At 63.9% G+C, this 18,522-nt stretch carries 17 protein-coding genes and 1 tRNA gene; 11 read left to right on the top strand and 7 right to left on the bottom strand.

The annotated features are described in order from the left end of the window. Positions 1-111 precede the first annotated feature (111 nt). The gene (locus tag ACFWO3_RS13135) at positions 112-1,281 is read right to left on the bottom strand and encodes an aminotransferase class V-fold PLP-dependent enzyme (protein WP_378577997.1); all 1,170 of its coding nucleotides are present in this window, start codon (positions 1,279-1,281) and stop codon (positions 112-114) included. A gap of 132 nt (positions 1,282-1,413) precedes the next feature. Here ACFWO3_RS13135 and egtA point away from each other — a divergent pair, with 132 nt between their 5' ends. The 6 genes from egtA (at position 1,414) to ACFWO3_RS13105 (ending at position 8,241) form a co-directional block, all read left to right on the top strand. After that, complete coding sequence (gene egtA, locus ACFWO3_RS13130; protein WP_378577994.1) at positions 1,414-2,643, top strand: ergothioneine biosynthesis glutamate--cysteine ligase EgtA; 1,230 nt, start codon at positions 1,414-1,416, stop codon at positions 2,641-2,643. Beyond that, positions 2,640-3,944: an ergothioneine biosynthesis protein EgtB gene (gene egtB / locus ACFWO3_RS13125; RefSeq protein WP_378577992.1), complete on the top strand. Its 1,305-nt coding sequence runs from the start codon at positions 2,640-2,642 to the stop codon at positions 3,942-3,944. Before egtA ends, egtB begins: the two co-directional genes overlap by 4 nt. Continuing rightward, positions 3,945-4,691, top strand: coding sequence for an ergothioneine biosynthesis protein EgtC (egtC, locus tag ACFWO3_RS13120; protein ID WP_378577990.1), 747 nt, complete (start codon positions 3,945-3,947; stop codon positions 4,689-4,691). After that, positions 4,688-5,659 carry an L-histidine N(alpha)-methyltransferase gene (egtD, locus tag ACFWO3_RS13115; RefSeq protein WP_378577988.1) on the top strand — a complete coding sequence of 324 codons (972 nt, stop codon included), beginning with the start codon at positions 4,688-4,690 and terminating at the stop codon, positions 5,657-5,659. The genes egtC and egtD overlap by 4 nt, the downstream gene beginning before the upstream one ends. Before the next feature lie 359 nt (positions 5,660-6,018). Beyond that, a complete protein-coding gene (locus tag ACFWO3_RS13110) occupies positions 6,019-6,882 on the top strand; it encodes a PRC and DUF2382 domain-containing protein (RefSeq protein WP_378577986.1) in 864 nt (287 codons plus the stop codon). 207 nt (positions 6,883-7,089) lie between these two features. After that, on the top strand, positions 7,090-8,241 hold the full coding sequence (locus ACFWO3_RS13105) for a PQQ-dependent sugar dehydrogenase (protein ID WP_378578341.1): 1,152 nt from the start codon (positions 7,090-7,092) through the stop codon (positions 8,239-8,241). Positions 8,242-8,263: 22 nt separating this feature from the next. On the opposite strand, the gene ACFWO3_RS13100 is transcribed toward ACFWO3_RS13105, so the two are convergent. Together ACFWO3_RS13100 and ACFWO3_RS13095 are read right to left on the bottom strand one after the other, a co-directional pair. Beyond that, complete coding sequence (locus ACFWO3_RS13100) at positions 8,264-9,145, bottom strand: cyclase family protein (protein ID WP_378577984.1); 882 nt, start codon at positions 9,143-9,145, stop codon at positions 8,264-8,266. Between the two features lie 67 nt (positions 9,146-9,212). Then, a complete protein-coding gene (locus ACFWO3_RS13095) occupies positions 9,213-10,199 on the bottom strand; it encodes a hypothetical protein (protein WP_378577982.1) in 987 nt (328 codons plus the stop codon). Positions 10,200-10,750: 551 nt separating this feature from the next. Between ACFWO3_RS13095 and ACFWO3_RS13090 the strand changes: the two genes are divergently transcribed. After that, positions 10,751-11,161, top strand: a complete 411-nt coding sequence (locus tag ACFWO3_RS13090; RefSeq protein ID WP_378577980.1) for a DUF2628 domain-containing protein — start codon at positions 10,751-10,753, stop codon at positions 11,159-11,161. Next, positions 11,161-12,018, top strand: coding sequence for a hypothetical protein (locus tag ACFWO3_RS13085; RefSeq protein ID WP_378577978.1), 858 nt, complete (start codon positions 11,161-11,163; stop codon positions 12,016-12,018). Before ACFWO3_RS13090 ends, ACFWO3_RS13085 begins: the two co-directional genes overlap by 1 nt. 7 nt (positions 12,019-12,025) lie before the next feature. Here the strand turns inward: ACFWO3_RS13085 and ACFWO3_RS13080 are convergent, their stop codons facing one another. The 4 genes from ACFWO3_RS13080 to ACFWO3_RS13065 form a co-directional block, all read right to left on the bottom strand. Further along, positions 12,026-12,715: a hypothetical protein gene (locus ACFWO3_RS13080; RefSeq protein ID WP_378577976.1), complete on the bottom strand. Its 690-nt coding sequence runs from the start codon at positions 12,713-12,715 to the stop codon at positions 12,026-12,028. A gap of 210 nt (positions 12,716-12,925) precedes the next feature. Next, positions 12,926-13,906, bottom strand: coding sequence for a ribose-phosphate diphosphokinase (locus ACFWO3_RS13075; protein ID WP_378577974.1), 981 nt, complete (start codon positions 13,904-13,906; stop codon positions 12,926-12,928). Then, the gene (gene glmU / locus ACFWO3_RS13070; protein WP_378577972.1) at positions 13,903-15,375 is read right to left on the bottom strand and encodes a bifunctional UDP-N-acetylglucosamine diphosphorylase/glucosamine-1-phosphate N-acetyltransferase GlmU; all 1,473 of its coding nucleotides are present in this window, start codon (positions 15,373-15,375) and stop codon (positions 13,903-13,905) included. Before glmU ends, ACFWO3_RS13075 begins: the two co-directional genes overlap by 4 nt. 59 nt (positions 15,376-15,434) lie before the next feature. Further along, positions 15,435-15,505: transfer RNA gene (locus tag ACFWO3_RS13065), tRNA-Gln, on the bottom strand. A gap of 237 nt (positions 15,506-15,742) precedes the next feature. Here ACFWO3_RS13065 and ACFWO3_RS13060 point away from each other — a divergent pair. The 3 genes from ACFWO3_RS13060 (at position 15,743) to ACFWO3_RS13050 (ending at position 18,520) form a co-directional block, all read left to right on the top strand. Beyond that, entirely contained in the window at positions 15,743-16,342 is a 600-nt protein-coding gene (locus tag ACFWO3_RS13060) for a TetR family transcriptional regulator (protein ID WP_378578339.1), read from the top strand. Positions 16,343-16,516: 174 nt separating this feature from the next. Beyond that, positions 16,517-17,152: a ScbR family autoregulator-binding transcription factor gene (locus ACFWO3_RS13055; protein ID WP_378577969.1), complete on the top strand. Its 636-nt coding sequence runs from the start codon at positions 16,517-16,519 to the stop codon at positions 17,150-17,152. Between the two features lie 243 nt (positions 17,153-17,395). Continuing rightward, positions 17,396-18,520: an acyl-CoA dehydrogenase family protein gene (locus ACFWO3_RS13050; protein ID WP_378578337.1), complete on the top strand. Its 1,125-nt coding sequence runs from the start codon at positions 17,396-17,398 to the stop codon at positions 18,518-18,520. Positions 18,521-18,522 lie beyond the last annotated feature (2 nt).

Below are 18,522 nucleotides of genomic sequence, written 5' to 3'. Positions count from 1 at the left end.
GTTTGTTTTCGCAAAGCCCCCGCGGGGGGGGGCGGCGGCCCCCCCCATAAACTGTATGTTTTTTCACACGTGCCGTTGTGTGGACCACCAGCCCCCCCCCCCCCCCACCACTCACAGGGAGCGGATGTGGGTGATCGCGGTGTCGAGGTCCTCGTAGGACACGAAGTAGTGCGGTGACGCGCGTACGACGGACTCGAGGTCGCGCCCTGTCATGTCGAGGAGGGTCGAGGATCGTCCGCTGGCCGTGACGGTCACGTTTCGCTCGGCGAGGGCCTTGCGTACGTCCCTGGAATCGCGGCCGTCGACGGTGAACGTGACTATCCCGCACTGCTGCTCGCCGAGGTCTCGGACCGTGACACCGCGGACGCTGCTCAGCTCGCCACGCAGGTACCCGGCCCGCTCCGAGATCTCGCGTTGCACCGTGTCGGTGCCGAGTTCCAGTAGGTGTTCGACGGCTGCGCCGAGCCCGAGCCGTGCGGCTACATCGCATTCCCAGAACTCGAACCGCGAGGCATCGGCGGCCATCTCGAACTCGGTGGGGGCGACCCATTCGCCACCGTGCAGGTCGAGTGCCCGGGGTTGGACCACCTCGTCCGGCCCCGGTCGAAGGGCGAGGAAACCGGTGCCGCGGGGGCCTCGTAGCCATTTTCGTCCGGTCGCCGAGAGCGCATCCACACCCAGCGCAGGCATGTCGATGTCGATCTGGCCGACCGACTGGCATGCGTCGAGCAGTACGAGTGCGCCGACGCGGTGGGCCATGTCCGCCGCCTCACGTACCGGGTTGACCAGGCCACCGTTGGTCGGGACGTGCACCAAGGACACCAGGCGAACCCGCTCGTCGAGCATTGTCTCGAGGGCGCTCAGGTCGATCTGGCCGTACGGGTCGCTGGGAATGACGTCGACTTCCGCGCCGACCCTGCCCGCCCGTTGCAACGTAGCGATCGCGTTGCTCGCGTACTCGACCTCCGAGATCAGGATGCGATCGCCTTCGTGCAAGGGCACTGCCTGGAAGAAATCGTTCCAGGACCGCGTGGCACTGTCGCTCAACGCGATGTTCGACGCACCGCACCGCACGAGCGTGCCGATCGACTCCTTGACTGCCGCGAGATCTGCTGCGCGCTCGTCGTGAGCCACGTATCCGCCCACCTCGGCTTCGCGCCGCAGATGGGCGATCACGGTTTCGAGCACGCCCGTGGACGGCAGCGACGAGCCCGCACTGTCGAGGAAAACCTTGTCCGTGCAACTCGGCGTTTCACGACGAGCGCGGGCGAGATCGAACATGGGTGTCCTTTCCGGCGGGCAGTGTGGTTTCCAAGGTAGTGGGTGCCGGGAGCGCGTGTATGCGTGCGCATGTCGCCGCAGAGTTCTAAGGTCGGTGATGACGCTCTGGCGTTACCCGGGACGGGAGGTCGAATGGCTACCGCAGTTCAACCCTTCGAGTTCGACATGTTCGAGGACGGGCACCTCGCTTCGCGAGCCGAAGCGGAGTCGTACGTCGAGGCGACGTGTTTCGATCTGGCTCCACCGCAGTTGCTCGGTGCCGAATTGGAATGGATGTCGGCCTGCACCGACGGCCAGCGTCCCGACCTCATGGACATGGCGGCTGCGCTCGGCGCCCATGCGCCGAAGACGATCAACCCGTGGTCACCTGCGGAGCCGTTGCCGAACGGCAGCTTCGTCACCATCGAGCCGGGCGGACAGGTGGAACTCTCCAGCGAACCCCGCCGATCGGCCCGCGAACTCTGTGACGACCTTTCGGCCGACGAGAAGGTCCTGCGTGGACTGTTGAGTGCGCGTTCGATTTCCCTACACAGCGCGGCAGCCGATGTCGCACGCCCACCCGAGCGGTTGTTGCAGTCGCCGCGGTACTGCGCGATGGAAGCTCGATTCGACGGAATCGGACCGTACGGCAAGCTGATGATGTGCAACACGGCCGCGACCCAGGTCAGCGTCGACGCCGGTAACGATCCCTGCGCTGTCGAGGATCGGTGGTCGTTGCTGCACGAGGTCGGCCCCGCGCTCGTCGCCGCCTTCGCGTGTTCACCGTCGCTGTACGGGATTCCCGAGGGTGCCTGGGCGTCGCAAAGAATGCGAACCTGGCTATGTCTCGACTCGTCTCGCACGGCGGGCTCGATTCGGGCCGGCGAGTACGCCACGTGGGTGCTGGACGTCCCGTTGATGTGCGTGCGCAGTGACGGTGACGACTGGGCACCGCCAACGGGTGCCACGTTCGGCGACTGGATCGACGGAGTGCTCGACGACGAGATCGGCCGCCCGCCCACCCACGCCGATCTGGACTACCACCTCACCACGATGTTTCCTCCGGTGCGTGCGACCGGGCATCTGGAAGTGCGGTATGTGGACGCGCAGCCCGGTGACCTGTGGCGGGTTCCGGTCGCGGCCTTCGACGCACTGTTGTCGGGTCCCGGCGCGATGGACGAGGCGAGGGGTGCGGCCCGGACAACTGCGGGGCGTTGGCGCGACGCAGCCGAATTCGGACTGGCCGACGTCGATCTTCGTTCTGCGGCAACTGCTCTCCTTTCGCTGGCTGCTTCGTATTCGCCGGATCCGGAGTTCGTTCGCCTGTTGGACGCGGCTGCGGAGCGCTGTTGCAAGGGGCAAGCCCCGGGGGACGCCCGGTGAGCGATATTCACGAACGCACCCGCGCAGCACTCGAAGTCGCACGCGAACGCACCTGCGTGCTCACGGACAGTGTGGACGACACCGACCTCACCGCCCAGCATTCACCTCTGATGAGCCCCCTCGTGTGGGACCTGGTGCATATCGGGAACCAGGAAGAGCAGTGGTTGGTACGCAAGGTCGGGGGACGAGACGCTGTCCGGGGTGATATCGACGAACTCTACGACGCATTCCGACACGCACGCGCCGATCGGCCCGCACTGCCGCTGCTCGATCCTGCGCAAGCCCGTGCATACGTACGTACCGTTCGTGAAAAGACCTGGGAAGTACTCGATTCCACGGACTTTTCCGGGCCGTTGGCCCGCGAGGGGTTCGCGTTCGGAATGATCGCCCAACACGAACAGCAGCATGCAGAGACGATGCTGGCCACCCATCAGCTGAGGGAGGGCGAGCCCGTCCTGTCCGCACCGACTGCGCCGCGGGTGGGAGGTGGGCTGGCCACGGACGAAGTGTGCATCCCCGCCGGGGAATTCACGATGGGAACGTCGCGCGAGCCGTGGGCTCTCGACAACGAGAAGCCGGCGCACCCCGTGGACGTTCCGGCATTCGCGATCGACACCGCACCCGTCACCAATCAGCAGTATCTCGAGTTCATCGCGGACGGCGGGTACGAGCGACCCGAACTATGGAGCGATCGGGGATGGAAGCATCGACTCGAGGCAGGTCTCGCAGCCCCGCTCTTCTGGGAAGACGACGGGTGTGGGACGTGGTGGCGGCGTCGTTTCGGTCTCCTGGACCCGATCCACCTGCGTGAACCGGTTGTGCACGTTTGCTACTTCGAGGCAGAGGCATACGCGAAGTGGGCTGAAAAGCGCTTGCCGACCGAGGCGGAATGGGAGAAGGCGGCACGGTGGGATCCGGTGTCGAACCGTTCGCGCCGATTTCCGTGGGGTGACGCAGATCCGGACGAGGCCGCCGCGAACCTGGGGCAGAGATTCCTGGGCCCCGCGGTCGTCGGGTCGTATCCCGCCGGTGCCTCCGCGCTGGGTGTGCACCAGTTGATCGGTGACGTCTGGGAGTGGACCTCCTCGCCGTTCGAGCCGTATCCAGGATTCGTCGCGTTTCCCTATCGCGAGTATTCCGAGGTGTTCTTCGGTGGTGACTACCGCGTACTGCGTGGCGGTTCCTTCGGGACCGATCAGGTGGCATGCAGAGGAACATTCCGCAACTGGGACCATCCGGTGAGGCGGCAGATCTTCTCCGGATTCCGTTGTGCACGAGATGTTTCCGGTAAGGGATCCTAGATGTGCCGTCACCTCGGCTACGTCGGACCACCCTGTTCGGTACGCGATCTTCTGACGTTCGGATCGCACTCTCTGGTTCGTCAGTCCTGGGCGCCGAAGGACATGCGTGGTGGTGGCACCATCAACGCCGACGGTTACGGGGTGGCGTGGTGGGGACGCGAAGGTCTGGGACGGTACCGCTCTGCGCAACCTGTGTGGGCGGACCCGCCCCTGCGCGAGACCCTGTCCCATATTCACACAGGCGCTCTCATTGCGGCTGTGCGATCGGCAACCGAGTCGATGCCGGTGGAACGAAGCGCATGCGCTCCCTTCGTGGACGGCAGGTGGGCGTTCAGTCACAACGGGGTCGTCAGAGGGTGGCCAAACATGATGGCGGACCTCGCCGCCCCCATTTCGGCGACCGATCTGTCGAGGCTCGAAGCCCCTACCGATTCCGCTGCTCTGTGGCTCCTGCTTCAGCATCGACTTCGCGAGCAGCCGCCCGTGCGTGCCCTCGCGTCCCTCGTTCTGGACGTCGATGCCGCAGCCCCCGGTTCGCGGCTGAACCTGCTGCTCGGCAACGGCGAAGAGCTCTGGGCCACGGCGTGGGACCACTCGCTGTCCGTTCTGGTGGACGAGAATCTGTCGATCATCGCCTCCGAGCCTTACGACGACGACCCGAATTGGAAATCCGTCCCGGACCGGCACATCGTGTCCGTTCGCCCCGGGCATCTGATCGTCACACCACTACGAACGGGAGATCTGTGAACGAGCCTACGGTCGACGTGTATCTGAAGCCGCAGCAGCTGACGGAGGCACTGCGCGACGATGTGCGGATCGGGCTGACCTCGATCCCGAAGTGGTTGCCGCCCAAGTGGTTCTACGACGCGCATGGAAGTGAGCTGTTCGAACGAATCACCACCTTGCCCGAGTATTATCCGACGAGGACCGAACGTGAACTGCTCCAGCGATTCTCGGGTGAGATCGCATCACTCGCGCGGCCCGAGGTGCTCGTCGAGTTGGGCTCCGGTTCGTCGGAGAAGACCAGGCTTCTGCTCGATGCCGCCTTGGCCGAGGGCACCTTGCACACATATGTGCCACAGGATGTGTCGATCAGCGCCCTCGAAGATGCCACGCAACAGATTGCGACCGAGTTCCCGGCCCTCACAGTCCACGGTGTGGTCAGTGACTTCACCGAGTCGCTTCATCACCTTCCCGGCGGAGGGTGCAGAACCATCGTCTTTCTCGGCGGGACACTGGGCAACATGGTCCCCGCCGAACGGGCAGAGTTTCTGTCCGGCATCGCGAACGTACTCGAGTCCGGGGAGAGTCTGGTGCTCGGTGTCGGCCTGGTGACCGACACCGACACCCTCGTCGCCGCGTACGACGACCGGGCGGGTGTCACCGCCGAGTTCGACAAGAACGTTCTTCGGGTCCTCAATCGAGAGCTGCAGGCCGATTTCGTGCTGGACGACTTTCGGCACGTAGCGGTGTGGGACCCAGCCAACGAATGGATCGAAATGCGATTACGGGCCACTCGTGATGTCGAGGTTGATATCCGGGGACTTGGGATGTCGGTGTCGTTCGATGCCGAGGAGTTCGTGCGTACCGAGATCTCGGCGAAGTTCACAGTAGACGGAATCGGTTCAGAATTGGTCGATGCCGGATTCTCTGTGGAGAAGTCTTGGGTTGACCCGGACAATCGGTTCGCGTTGCTCTGTGCAACTGCGATGTGAATTACGTGCGTGTCACCCATATCGATTCGTTCGTATTGTCGGAGTAATTATTCACTCTGGTTTTTAATCTTAAGCAATAGACAATGCGACTCGGCCCGAAATCTCCTGATGCGCAACATAAGTAGCGATTTCAGGCGAGAATGTCTGCAATTCGGATTCCCATTTGTAACGGCGATGACCGGCATATCTGCGATCGTTTTACTGTGTCGTCATCGAATCGAGACATGAGCTGATGGTGCGTGTCGGCAACAAATATGTTTGCCTTGGTTGGGCGGTGCAGGAACCGCATCGCATCACATTCGCCCGTTTGTGGCGGAGCCCGGTGTCATTGCCTGGGAACCAACTGAAGGGAGTTCCACGTGAGCATTTCGCAAGGTCGCCTCAACAAGTTGATCGGCGCGCACGCGTTCGACCCGAGCGGGGACAAGATCGGCAAGATCGGCGAGATCTATGTCGACAACCAGACCGACGAGCCGAAGTGGGTCTCCGTGAAAACCGGTTTGTTCGGCACTAGTGATTCATTGGTTCCCCTTGCCGGAGCGGAGGTTTCGGACGACGGTTTGAACGTCGCGCCGAGTAAGTCCGCCGTCAAGGATGCTCCGCATCTCGATGCCGAGGGCGGAATCACCTCACGTCAGGAAGAGGAACTCTTCCAGCACTACGGAATCGATCCATCGTCAACCGGCAAGCATGCCGGCACCACCGGAAACGGCAACGCAGACCAGAGCGGTCCGACGGGGAACGCTGCCGCCGGCACAGCAGCCGCAGGCACAGCAGCTGGTACCGCAGCTGCGGGCGGACAGCACGCGCGTACCGATCAGAGCGGAACAGCGCAGGCATCCAGCGACGACGCCGTGATCCGTCACGAGGAGCAGCTGAATGTGGACAAGCAGCGTGAAGCGACCGGAAAGGCGCGTCTGCGCAAGTACGTCGTGACCGAGAACCAGCAGGTCGAGGTTCCCGTCAGCCGCGAGGAGGTCGTGGTCGAACGCGAGCCCATCTCCGCTGACGAGGCCCGCAACCTGAAGGGAGACGGAGGTATCGGCGAAGAAGACCGTGACGTCACGCTCCACGAGGAGCGTGTGACAGTGAACAAGGAACAAGTGCCGGTGGAAAAGGTGCGTCTCGGCACCGAGACCGTCACCGAGAACCAGACCGTCTCGGACGAGGTTCGCAAAGAACGTATCGAGACCGATGTCGACGGACGTGACACCAAACGCTGATCGACCGAATTCGGAGCGGCGCCGCCTCGAACGAGGTGGCGCCGCTCAGCGTCTGGAGGCGACTCTGCAGGGTTGGTTGTCGAGAATCACCGCCCCGATCATGTGCAGTCCCTAGACTCACTCCGAAGAATTGTCGGAAATTGTCACTCGGAGACCACCGTGCGCAGATCTCTCGTCACCGTTGCCCTCATGTCCACGGCAATCGTCATGCTGCCCTTCGGGCAGGCCTGTGCAGACCCGCTGCCCTTCGACACCGGCAGTGTCGATTCGGGCAGCCTGGAGGCAGGGCCCGCCCCTGAGCAGCCACCCTTCGAGGACACGCTGCCGGACCTGGACGTGGTCCCGGTGCTCGAAGGTCTCGACCATCCGTGGGATGTGGTGCAAGCGCCGGACGGTGCCATCCTGACCGGTCAGCGTTCCGGTGGATTCGTCGTGCGCCGGAGCGACGGGAGCGCGGGACCTGTCGCCGCCGATCTGTCGGATCTCTACGCCCAGGGAGAGACCGGTCTGATGGCGATCGCCCTTGCCGACGACTTCGAGCGTTCGCGGAAGTTGTTCACGTGCCAGGGGTTTCAGGACGGTGCCGTCAACGATGTTCGTGTCGTGACGTGGACGGTTGATCCGGAATGGACGAACCTCACGCGCGGCGACACCGTGATCGACGGGATTCCTGTCAAGGGTGGTCGGCACGGCGGTTGCCGAATCCTGGTCGCCGCCGACGGCACTCTGTTCGTCGGGACCGGCGACACGGCGCAACCATCCGTTCCGCAGGATCCGAATTCGCTCGGCGGAAAGACGTTGCACGTCGATGCCGATGGAACGCCTGCTGCGGACAACCCTCGTCCGGACAGTGTTGTTCACACTCTGGGGCACCGTAACCTGCAGGGCCTCGCGCAGCAGCCGAGCAGCGGACGCATCTACGCGATCGAGCAAGGGACCGATCGTGACGACGAGGTGAATCTGTTGGTGCCCGGGGGCAATTACGGTTGGCGGCCCGACCGGATTCCGTTCGGGTACGACGAATCCGTCCCCATGACGGATCCCGTTCGGGTGCCGGGTGCGCTGGGATCGGTGTGGAGTTCCGGACCCGAGACCCTGGCGACGGCGAGTGGTGCGTTCGTCGGTGGTTCGTCCTGGGGTCCGTGGGACGGTGCCCTCGTGATCGGTGCGCTCAAGAGCAAGCAGCTTGTCTTCCAGCGCTTGGCGGATGACGGACAGTCGGTTACCGCGCAGGCGGTAGGCCTCGAAGGCGAGTACGGCCGTATCCGCTCGGTCACGCCGACCCCGGACGGGTCGCTGTTGGTCACGACCGACAACGGGGATTCGGATCAGGTACTGCGAGTGACACCACGAGGCTGAGTGTCAGAACAGGGTCTGAGCGTCAGAACAGGGCAAGGACTCGCGCGGGCCCACCCGATCCACCTGCGTGAGTCGGCGCCCCAACCATGCAGGTAGCACCCGACGCGGGGATCGTGGAGAGATTCGCAAGAACTTCGATACCGTACTTCCCTGCGCCGAGGGCGGCCAGATGCGCTCCGTACGTGGTGCTTCGGCCGGCGTCGATGCTGAGTGTGTCCGAGCCGATCGCAACGATGTCACGTTCGTGTACGAGGAAATCGACTGCCTCGGGCGCGAATCCGGGGGTGTGTTGCACGCCGAGTGCGTCCTGATTGGTGAATGCGCCCGGCGCCGCGACGCGGCTTTCCCAGCCCGAGTGCATGGCGACGATGCATCGCGATGAAAGGCGACCGTGCCGTTCCTCCCACTCGAGGAGGTCCTGTCTGGTGAGCAGGGTGTCGTTGTCCGTTGCAGCCCGTGCCGCGATGTCGACGACTGCAATCGGCGCGATCAGGTCTGCAGCCGGGATCTGTTCGACGGTGATTCCGTCCACGGAGGCGTGCGCCGGCGCGTCGACGTGAGTGCCGGTGTGTTCTTCGTAGCGGAGTTCGTTGAGATAGAACGCGCTCCCGCCGATCGGGCCCAGTGAGCCGGTCGACCCGTTTCCGGTGGTGATGCTGGCTACGGTGTGCATCTCGAACTGTCGCGACCCGGGCCATACCGGAAACTGTGGAGTCAGGACATGCGTGAGGTCCACGATGGATGTCGCGTCGGCAGGGGTGGCATATGCCCTTGCAGCCAGGGCCGGCGCGAGGGTGGCCCCCACGGCAGCACCGCCGAGAACTCCGAACAGTGCACGACGGCTGACGTTGGCGCGGCGCCCGATGCGTTCGTACACCTCGGACATTATTCGCGGAGAGCACACGGCCTATCTCCCTCTCTCGGCTTCCGTGGAGCACAGGATATCGAGTGAACGGGAAACAGGTGTCCGTTCATGCCATCGACGCGTGTGCTCCCTGCCAACGGTCGACCAGGGTCTCGAGGCGGCGGCTTCGGGTACGTAGCCATTCGATCCGGCTGTTCCGATCGTGCGTCCCGACGACCGCGTCCACCAAGGCGTTGGTGTACTTCGTCGCGCGCCCGCCGCTCAGCAGATAGAGGTGGATGGCATCCCGACGACCGGGCGCTGCCTCCCACGCCTTCGTGGCCACCGACACCCTCGCGCCTCCACCGGGGCTGACGACATGGGCCACCAGGCCGAGTGCGAGTTCCTCGGGGCACGCCGGATGCAGAGCGATTCGGAGCAGTCGCGGAAAGTGGTGCCTCGGCATCGCGGATCGCATGTACCGTGCACTCTCCGCATCGGCCAGGTTCTGGAACACGTTCTCGGGAAGGCTGGTTCGTTGCAGAAGTACCGATGCAGCACGTTCGTCCGGCGCGACGCCGAGTAGAACTTCCTCGGGGCAGGAGGTGTTGAGAAGGGCCTGATCCTGTACCGCGCTGTTCGGGTACTCGGTCGCGATCCACCCGACCAGGACGGGGTCGGTACCGTGCCGCGCCGTGGTCATCGCAGCGCGATGCTCGAGCGTGTAGTCCAGGCCGTACTCGACACTGGGATGCAACGGAAGCGATTCCACGGTGAAGTGCTGGCAGGACCCCGTCTTCATCGCGGCGCTGGTGATGCGCTCGGAATTCTCCACGGGCAGGGCGAACTCGGCTCGAAGCCAAGTGGACTCACCATCCGGGAGTACCCGCTCGAGGACCTGTCCCAGAGTGTTTCGAATGCGATCCACGCCCCACCGCGCATCACACACAGTCGTGTCGTGGGCATCGCCGATACTCGCGGTCAGTTCCACGAGCTCTTCCGATAGTGCGGTCACGGTCAAACGTGCACCGTGGAGTTCGGTGTATGCACGGCCGAATGCGTCCGGACCGGCGAACCCGAGGCCCCAGTAAGGGTGCAGCCAAGCGTCGTTCATGTGGCAACTCCCATCCCGCGCAGCGACGAGACGCTTTCGACGGCATCTCGACTCGGGCTTCGGTCGGGAAACCAGCCTCGTAGTTGCGACGAATCGCTACCGCCGATTTCTCGGCGGTTCCGTTCGGGTGCAGGCCGGAGCGGCCGTGCACCCATGTGAAGCGTACCGCTCGGTTGGCAACGCGTGTGGCAATCGAAACGCGAACTGCCCAGGCGATTGTCGACGCGACCACGCCCCAGAGCTTGCAATTGGAATAGCCGCGCCGTGACTGAACCGGTTCCATTCCTTGGCAAGCGAAGAGTCTGTTGCGATCCTGCTGGTGAAAACACCCTTACCCCCTAACTGCTACGAACCACTGCAATTACCAACAATTAGCTGAAATCTGTGACCTGTCCTGAACTCGACCGAACTGCAGATACCGAATTCTGTGAGCCGGAGCGAAATGCGACCCCAGACGCGTCCCTGATGCTGGGAGAAGAGTACGTATTCGGGCTCGGATTTGCGCAACAGGTAGTGTTTGACCTTCGATCGATGTTCTACGGGGGGATCTCATGGCTCACGAACACACGGGGCTCACAGCTGCGCCCGCGCCGGTACGTAGCGGCAAGTGGCAGTTCAGATTCGGCTTCTTCGATACGTACGGAACTCCGGGGTGGGGCAAACCGGACGTCGAGTACGCAGCGGCGCTCAGGGCGCTCTCGTTCCGCGATCGCATCAAGATCACGATGAACTTCTGCGCGGCGTTCTTCACGGTCTTCTACCTGCTCTACCTGGGGCTTTGGCGAAAGGCGATCGTCGTATTGGTCGTGGCCGTCGCGCTGGGTGTAACGACGGTGGCGTTGAACGTTCCCTACGGTCTCGACACGGCGATCAGCATGGCGTGGTGGATCTGGATCGGGATGAGGACCAACATCTATTACTACGAGCGCGTCGCCGAGGGGCGAAAGACCTGGGGACTGTGATGGATGCCGAAGGTCGTGAGCATCTACTGCACGCCGACGTTCCTGCGGTGGAGAAGGCGTTGTCCGGAGCATTGAACGGGCTCGTCGCGGTCTACCGGGATGCGCAGGAGCGCATGCATCCCGATACGCCCGCATACAAGTGGTGTGACACCAAGGTCGCGTCGCTTCGCGACTACGCGAATTCCGCACCGGGGACTCGCCAATGGATCATCGCAACAATCGAGATGGCCGAGATCGAGACGAAGCTTGCCGCGTCCTTCGTGGAGCAGGCGGCTTCGACATATGGGTTCGCGGTGGCGTCACCGGATCCGGTCCGGCCGGACCCGGACCCGGAACAGCCGGACCCGGTCCCGGAAGCCGGGAGGTCGGAGCCGGTGGTCCGAGACTCGACGTTCGTGGTGGTCACGCGCGAGGAGATCGAGACAGGCGATACCGATCGAGTTCTGGCACTTCTGAACGCGCTCACCGACACCCCTGAAATCGCCCGTCGGGCGCAGGGAACGGTGGATCTCCGATTCGACGGGTGGGACGACGAACCGGACGAGCCGTTCGAGATCGACGAGATCCGTGACTACGTCGGGAAGCTCGACGACCGATTCCCGTACTGGCTGTTCTTCGGGGACACCCGCACGATGTCGTTGCAGACGGTCACTCAGTGCTTCCTGCCGAAGTTCCTCACGATGGACGAGCAGATCGAACAGATCCCCCGCGAACTGAACGAACTACTGCGCTCGCGTTGGGTACCCGCGATGAAGTACATCGCCGAGTTCGCCGGGTTCACGCCGGACAAGGTGAAATCACTCTACGAAGCGGTCTTGACCTACTACACGAAAATTCCCGCGCAGCTGCAGGACTGAACCTGCGTCAGTTGCTGGCAGCAATGCGCGCCTTCTCGAGGGCGGCCAGGGTGCGCAACACCGTGGCGCGCTGTTTGGTCAGGTCGCTCAGTCGGGCGCGCGCTGCCAGGCCGGCGGGCTCGCCGATCTTCGCGGTTTCGGCATCGATGCTTCCGAGCTGATCGAGCAGTCCGGCGACGCGAGTTTCCAGAGCCTTCACATCGACCGATTCGGCGGGTGACGAAGCAGCGGAGCGTGACTGCTGACGCGGTGCGGCCGGACGACTGGTCGCACCGGAGCGGGACTTCGGCGCGGCGGCTTCGCCGTTCGAAGCGGCGGCACCGGGAGACTCTGCGACCACGGTCGCGGCACGCGGACGCAGCGCCTTGCGAACCGCCGCGGGATCGGGGAGTTCGTCGAGTCGAGTCTCGTTGAGTGCGCGGCGGGCATCGCGGGCGCCGAGGCGATGTTCGTACTCTTCGTCGTCGTCCGCCTGGAGTGTTCCGCCGATGGGGCGTAGGCCGTACATGCCGACGAACTTGCGGGCCTCGTCGATGATCGACTCTTGTTCACGGCACGTTCCGCAGCGGGGTTCGTTGCGGAACATCTCCACCGACCGGTTGTCTCCGCACCAGACGCAGTCTCCTGGCGTCCACCTCCGAATATTGCGAATCGCGTGGATGTCGGTGCCCGGAGAGAGTGTTTGCGCGTCGATCACGACGAGCCACAGTAGGGGACTCGGCGCTCTCGAACCACAACCGTGAAACTGCGACCTGCAGTTCTTCCGGATGGCGTGACGAAGATCATCCGGGAGGTATCGGGAACCCGGAAAGCCTGTGCAGCACACACTTTTCCGACCGCATGGTCTGAAAACGACTGTGCGCCTTTCGATAGCAGAAGCTACCGAAAGGCGCACAGGTGGGGTCGGTCAGGCGTGTCCGTTGAACAGCGAGGTGACGGAGCCGTTCTCGAAGACCTCCTTGATCGTCTGCGCGAGCAGAGGGGCGATCGACAGAACGGTCAGGGTCGGGAACTTCTTCGCCTCGTCGATCGGAAGTGTATTGGTCACGATGACCTCACGCGCACCGCAATTCGCGAGCCGCTCGGCGGCCGGGTCGGACAGGACACCGTGCGTGGCAGCGATGACGACGTCGCCTGCACCGGCCTCCTTGAGGATCTTCACGGCGCCGGCGATGGTGCCACCCGTATCGATCATGTCGTCGATCAGGATGCAGGTGCGCCCCTCGACGTCACCGACGACGCGATTGGACTTGACCTGGTTCGGGACCAGCGGGTCGCGGGTCTTGTGGACGAACGCCAGCGGCGCGCCGCCGAGGGTGTCCGCCCACTTCTCGGCAACGCGCACACGTCCGGAGTCGGGGGAGACCACGGCGATGTTGTCGGTGCTGTAGTTCGCACGGATGTAATCGGCCAGCTGACCCTGCGCGTGCATGTGATCGACGGGGCCGTCGAAGAAGCCCTGGATCTGATCGGTGTGAAGATCGACCGTGATGATGCGATCAGCGCCGGCGGTCTTGAGCAGGTCGGCGATGAGGCGAGCGGAGATGGGCTCACGGCCGCGGTGCTTCTTGTCCTGACGGGCATACGGGTAGAACGGCAGGATCGCGGTGATGCGCTTCGCGGATCCACGCTTGAGTGCGTCGATCATGATGAGTTGTTCCATCACCCAGGTGTTCAGCGGCGCCGGGTGGCTCTGCAGGACGAAGGCGTCCGAGCCTCGCACCGACTCCTCGAAGCGGACGAAGATCTCGCCGTTGGCGAAGTCACGTGCGGTCTGCGGCGTAACCCGAATGTCGAGTTCCTTCGCGACCTGCTCTGCCAGCTCCGGATGCGCACGACCCGAGAAGAGCATGAGGTTCTTCTGGTTGTCGATCCAATTCGAGGTCACTGCTCGTTGCCATCCTTTTGATCTGCTGCATTCTGACTTGCCGCTGCCGAGGCTGCCTCGGCCGCGGGTGTACCCGGGCGGTTTCTCTCCACCCATCCTTCGATGTTGCGCTGGCGACCTCCGGAGACGGCGAGCGCCCCCGGCGGTACGTTGTTGCGCAACACCGTGCCGGCGCCGGTGTAAGCACCGTCACCGACCTGCACCGGAGCGACGAACATGGTGTCCGATCCGGTCCGGACGTGCGACCCCACCACAGTACGGCTCTTGCTGACGCCGTCGTAGTTGACGAACACGCTCGACGCACCGATGTTGCTGTGCCGACCGATTGTGGCATCACCGACGTACGTGAGGTGGGGGACTTTGGAATGTGCGCCGATCTCTGCGTTCTTGGTCTCGACGAACGCGCCCAGCTTCCCGGATTGTCCCAGGACGGTGCCCGGTCGCAGGTATGTGAACGGTCCGACGGTGGACGACGCACCGATGGTGGACGAGCTGCCGTGTGTGCGTACGACCGTCGCGCCCTCGCCCACCGTGACGTCCTCGAGGGTGGTGGCCGGTCCGATGACGGCGTCTTCCCCGACGGTGGTGTTGCCGTGGAGTTGGACGCCCGGCTGCAGAGTGACGTCGCGGGCGAGGGTGACATCCACGTCGATCCAGGTGTTGGCCGGGTCGACGACCGTGACACCGGCCCGCATCCAGCGCTCGAGTACGCGTCTGTTCAGTTCACCGGCGAGTACGGACAACTGGACACGGTCGTTGGCACCGGCGACAAGCAGAGAATCCTCGACCATTCGGGCGCGGACCGTTTTCCCGGCCCGTCTGGCGATGGCGATGACGTCCGTCAGGTACAGCTCGCCCTGCGCGTTGTCGGAACGGAGTTCGGACAACGCGGTGCGAAGTGTCGCGGCGTCGAAGGCGTAGACGCCCGAGTTGACCTCGGTGATCGACTTCTGCGATTCGGTCGCGTCGGCTTCTTCGACGATCGCATTGACCTCGCCGTCGGTCGTTCGCAGGATGCGGCCGTATCCCTTGGGTTCGGGGGCGGTGGAGGTCAGGACCGTCACGGCGGCTGCCGGTGCCTCGTTGTGCGTGTCGATCAGTGCGGCCAGAGCCTCGCCATCGAGGAGGGGCACGTCCGCCGCTGTCACCAGCACAGTTCCGTCGAAGTCATCGGGGAGGGCGGCAAGGCCACACCCGACGGCGTGCCCCGTGCCGTTCTGCTCTTCCTGAACGGCAGTGACGACTGCAGTTCCCGAGCGCGCGGCAAAGTCCTCGACGGCCGCGGTGACCGGTTCTCGGTCGTGACCGACGACCGTGACCAGATGTGCCGGATCGACGGCCGCGGCCGCGTGCAGAGAGTGAGAGAGCATGGTGCGCCCACCGAGTGTGTGCAGAACCTTGGGGGTTTTCGACCGCATCCGAGTTCCGGCGCCTGCGGCTAGGACGACCACGGCGGTCTGCACTGGCATGAAGCTCCCTCGGGTCGTTCAGCTTGCTCGGGGTGTTCGTCTGGCTCTGGTGGAACCCGCTCCGCCGCCAGGACTCGAACCTGAACTATCTGAACCAAAATCAGAGGTGCTGCCATTACACCACGGCGGAATACCGCCCGGGCGAGCGTGAGACTCGTCCGCGCGTGAGAATCCTCGCACGAAGACCCGCCGTAGGTCGAACTGCTCCGACATTCGCGGGCGGCCGAGCGGCTAGAGTGGGTGCGACCTGCGGCGATCGGCGGTCGATCGTCTCCGCCCCGTCGCATGCGACTCGAGAGGAACGGTGGCAGCAGTGTCTCGACCAGCCCGGCCGGACGGGGTCGAACAGCGCACGGTCCGTATTCGGATGACCGGCACGGAACGTCGACAGCAACTGATCGAGATCGGAAGGGCGCTCTTTGCCGAGCGGGGCTACGAGGCCGCATCGATCGAGGAGATCGCGCAGCGCGCGAACGTCTCCAAACCGGTGGTCTACGAGCACTTCGGGGGCAAGGAAGGCTTGTACGCCGTCGTTGTCGATCGTGAGATGTCCAGGCTGCTCGAGATGGTCATGTCGTCCCTGACTCAGCACCGATCCAGGGTTCGCGTCGAGCGGGTTGCCCTCGCTCTTCTCACCTACGTCGAGGAGCATACGGACGGGTTTCGGATTCTGGTTCGTGACTCACCGGTGTCCGCTCCGGACGGCACGTACTCGAGTCTTCTGAACGAGGCGATCAACAAGGTCGCACACCTGCTCGCCAGCGACTTCTCGAAACGTGGTTTCGACCCGGGTCTCGCTACGTTGTATGCGCAAGCGCTGGTCGGCATGGTGTCGACGACGGCTACGTGGTGGTTGGATGTTCGAACACCGTCGAAGGAGGTCGTCGCCGCACATCTGGTCAATCTGTGCTGGAACGGACTCACCAATCTCGAGGCCGATCCCGAGATCGAAGACGCTTCTCGGTGACCGGTCGCCGGGCGCACATCCGACGCGCACTCCGCGTCGGATCGAGCGTCACCCAACGAAAACATGGACTGGGGTATGTTTCACTGCGCGAAGAGCACTGTTACGTGACAAGTATCGACATCGTGACGTAATGCAGGCACGAACAGGCGCCGACGAGGTCGAGAGGGACTGGACATGGTGAGGCAGGAGCGCGCGGAAGCGACACGCGAAGCCGTGCTGGAGGGCGCCGCAAGTGTCTTCGCTCGGCTCGGATACGCCAATGCCAGTCTGAGCGAGATCATCACCGAGTCCCACGTCACGAAGGGCGCGCTGTACTTTCATTTCGGGTCGAAGGAAGAGCTTGCCCGTGCCGTGATCGACGCGGGGTGCGCGCACATTGCTCGAAAATCCGCGCAGTGGATGGACAGCAGAACACCCGCTCTCGAAGCTATCATCGGGATTTCCTGCATTGCAGTGGAAACGGCTGCTTTCGATCTGCCGTGGCATGCCACGCTGCGTCTCCTCGCCGAAATCGGCGACTATCGGGGGTCCGACGGGCCGGTCTTCGACGAGTGGAACAAAATGTTCGAATCGCTCGTGGAATCTGCGGCCGAGGACGAGGATCTGCGGCCCGAGATTGCGACCGACCAGCTCGCCCGCCTGCTTCTTGCAGTTCTGGGCGGCGTCCGCCTGGTGGCGGCGGCAACCGATTCACGTGAGCGCGTCGCGTCCGACATGAACGCGGCGTGGAGTCTGATGCTTCCCGTGCTGGTACCCGATTCGAAGGTCGACTACTTCCGTCAGTTCGCGGCACGTCGTCTACGGGTCTGACCACGACCGTTTGTCGTGTTAACGGTCATTTTTGGTGGAATCTTCAATGGCCGAACCGCGGAAACGGTGCTACCTTCTACTCACACAACCTGCCGGTAACGTCCTTCGGTCGCGCCAAACCGAGGAACGAGGCAGGTTGGGCGCCTGCGGGGGCGGCGCGAGTGGGGTTCGGTCAGGTCGGTCGAAACTTGCACAATATCGGCGGCGTGGACTTGATCCTTGTCTTAGGGGGCACGGGTGGCTATGGGAAGCATCGACAGCAGGCCTGCTGTGGACAGGGCGACGATGGTCGGCAACACGGTCGTCCGGCGTTGGGCAGCAGACGTGGACGGCGAGGGTCGGTTTCCGCACGAGGCGGTAGACGCACTGTGCCACTCACGGCTACTGTCCGCGACTGTGCCCGTCGAGTACGGCGGCGATGGCGTGACCAGCGTCGATGCCTGTGAAATCGTGCGCACTCTGGCGCGTTCTTGCACATCCACGGCCCTCGTCTACGCCGTGCACACGGCGTGCGTGTTCGCGCTGGTTCGTCATACCCGAGACGAGTCGGTCTCCGGTCTCCTTCGCGACATCGCGGAGAATCAACTTCTGCTCACCTTTCTCGAGCCGGTCTCCGAGCCGTTGGACGGAATTCGGACGGCGCACCGTGACGGCGCCAGCGACGTACATTTCGCACCCTTCGGAACCAACGCTGACGTCGTTCTCGTCCGGGTGGGGGCCGAGAGTGCAGGTAACGACAGCGGCTTTCGGGCGCTGCGTTCGTGTGACGTTTCGCTGATCCGAGACCAGAAGCGCGGGGGACTGGGGTTCCGAGGGATCGATTGGGATTCGTACTCCCTCTCGTGGGTGCCGGAGACCGGGCTGCCGCTTGCCGACGGTTATCGGGCGGTCGCACTCGACACCCTCTATCCGGCCGTCCATCTGCTTGCGAGCGCAGCCTGGCTGGGAATCGGCGATGCGGCGATCGCCACCGTCGACAGATACGTCGCCGAATACGGCGACGAACGGCCCGGCAAGTATCGGCGTGACAGTCGCCGGCTCAGCGAGATGCGCGCGGTGCACGACACCCTGGTCGGGCGGATACAGGAATACGCGCAGGACTGCGCCTTGCGTGGCGAAGGGCACCGAGCCGGGTGCACCGAGTACGAAGCCCTCGGCGACATGGTCGACGCTGCGACCAAAGGCGTCAGGGGAGTCGTGTCGGACGCGCTCGTGGTGTGCGGCATGGCAGGTTACGACGAGAACGGGTCCTACAGTCTCGGCAAGGAAATTCGGGATGTATTGGGCGCGAAGGTCTTTCTGGACGAGTTTCCGTTCGATGCCTGGGCGGGCGTGTGGCCGGAGGTGCCGGGCGAAACCGCGTCCTGACC

The sequence above is a fragment of the Rhodococcus sp. NPDC058521 genome (assembly GCF_042719695.1).
GTDB lineage: Bacteria > Actinomycetota > Actinomycetes > Mycobacteriales > Mycobacteriaceae > Rhodococcus_F.
Note: the sequence above shows the minus strand (reverse complement) of the source record. Positions and strands in the feature narration are given on the sequence as shown.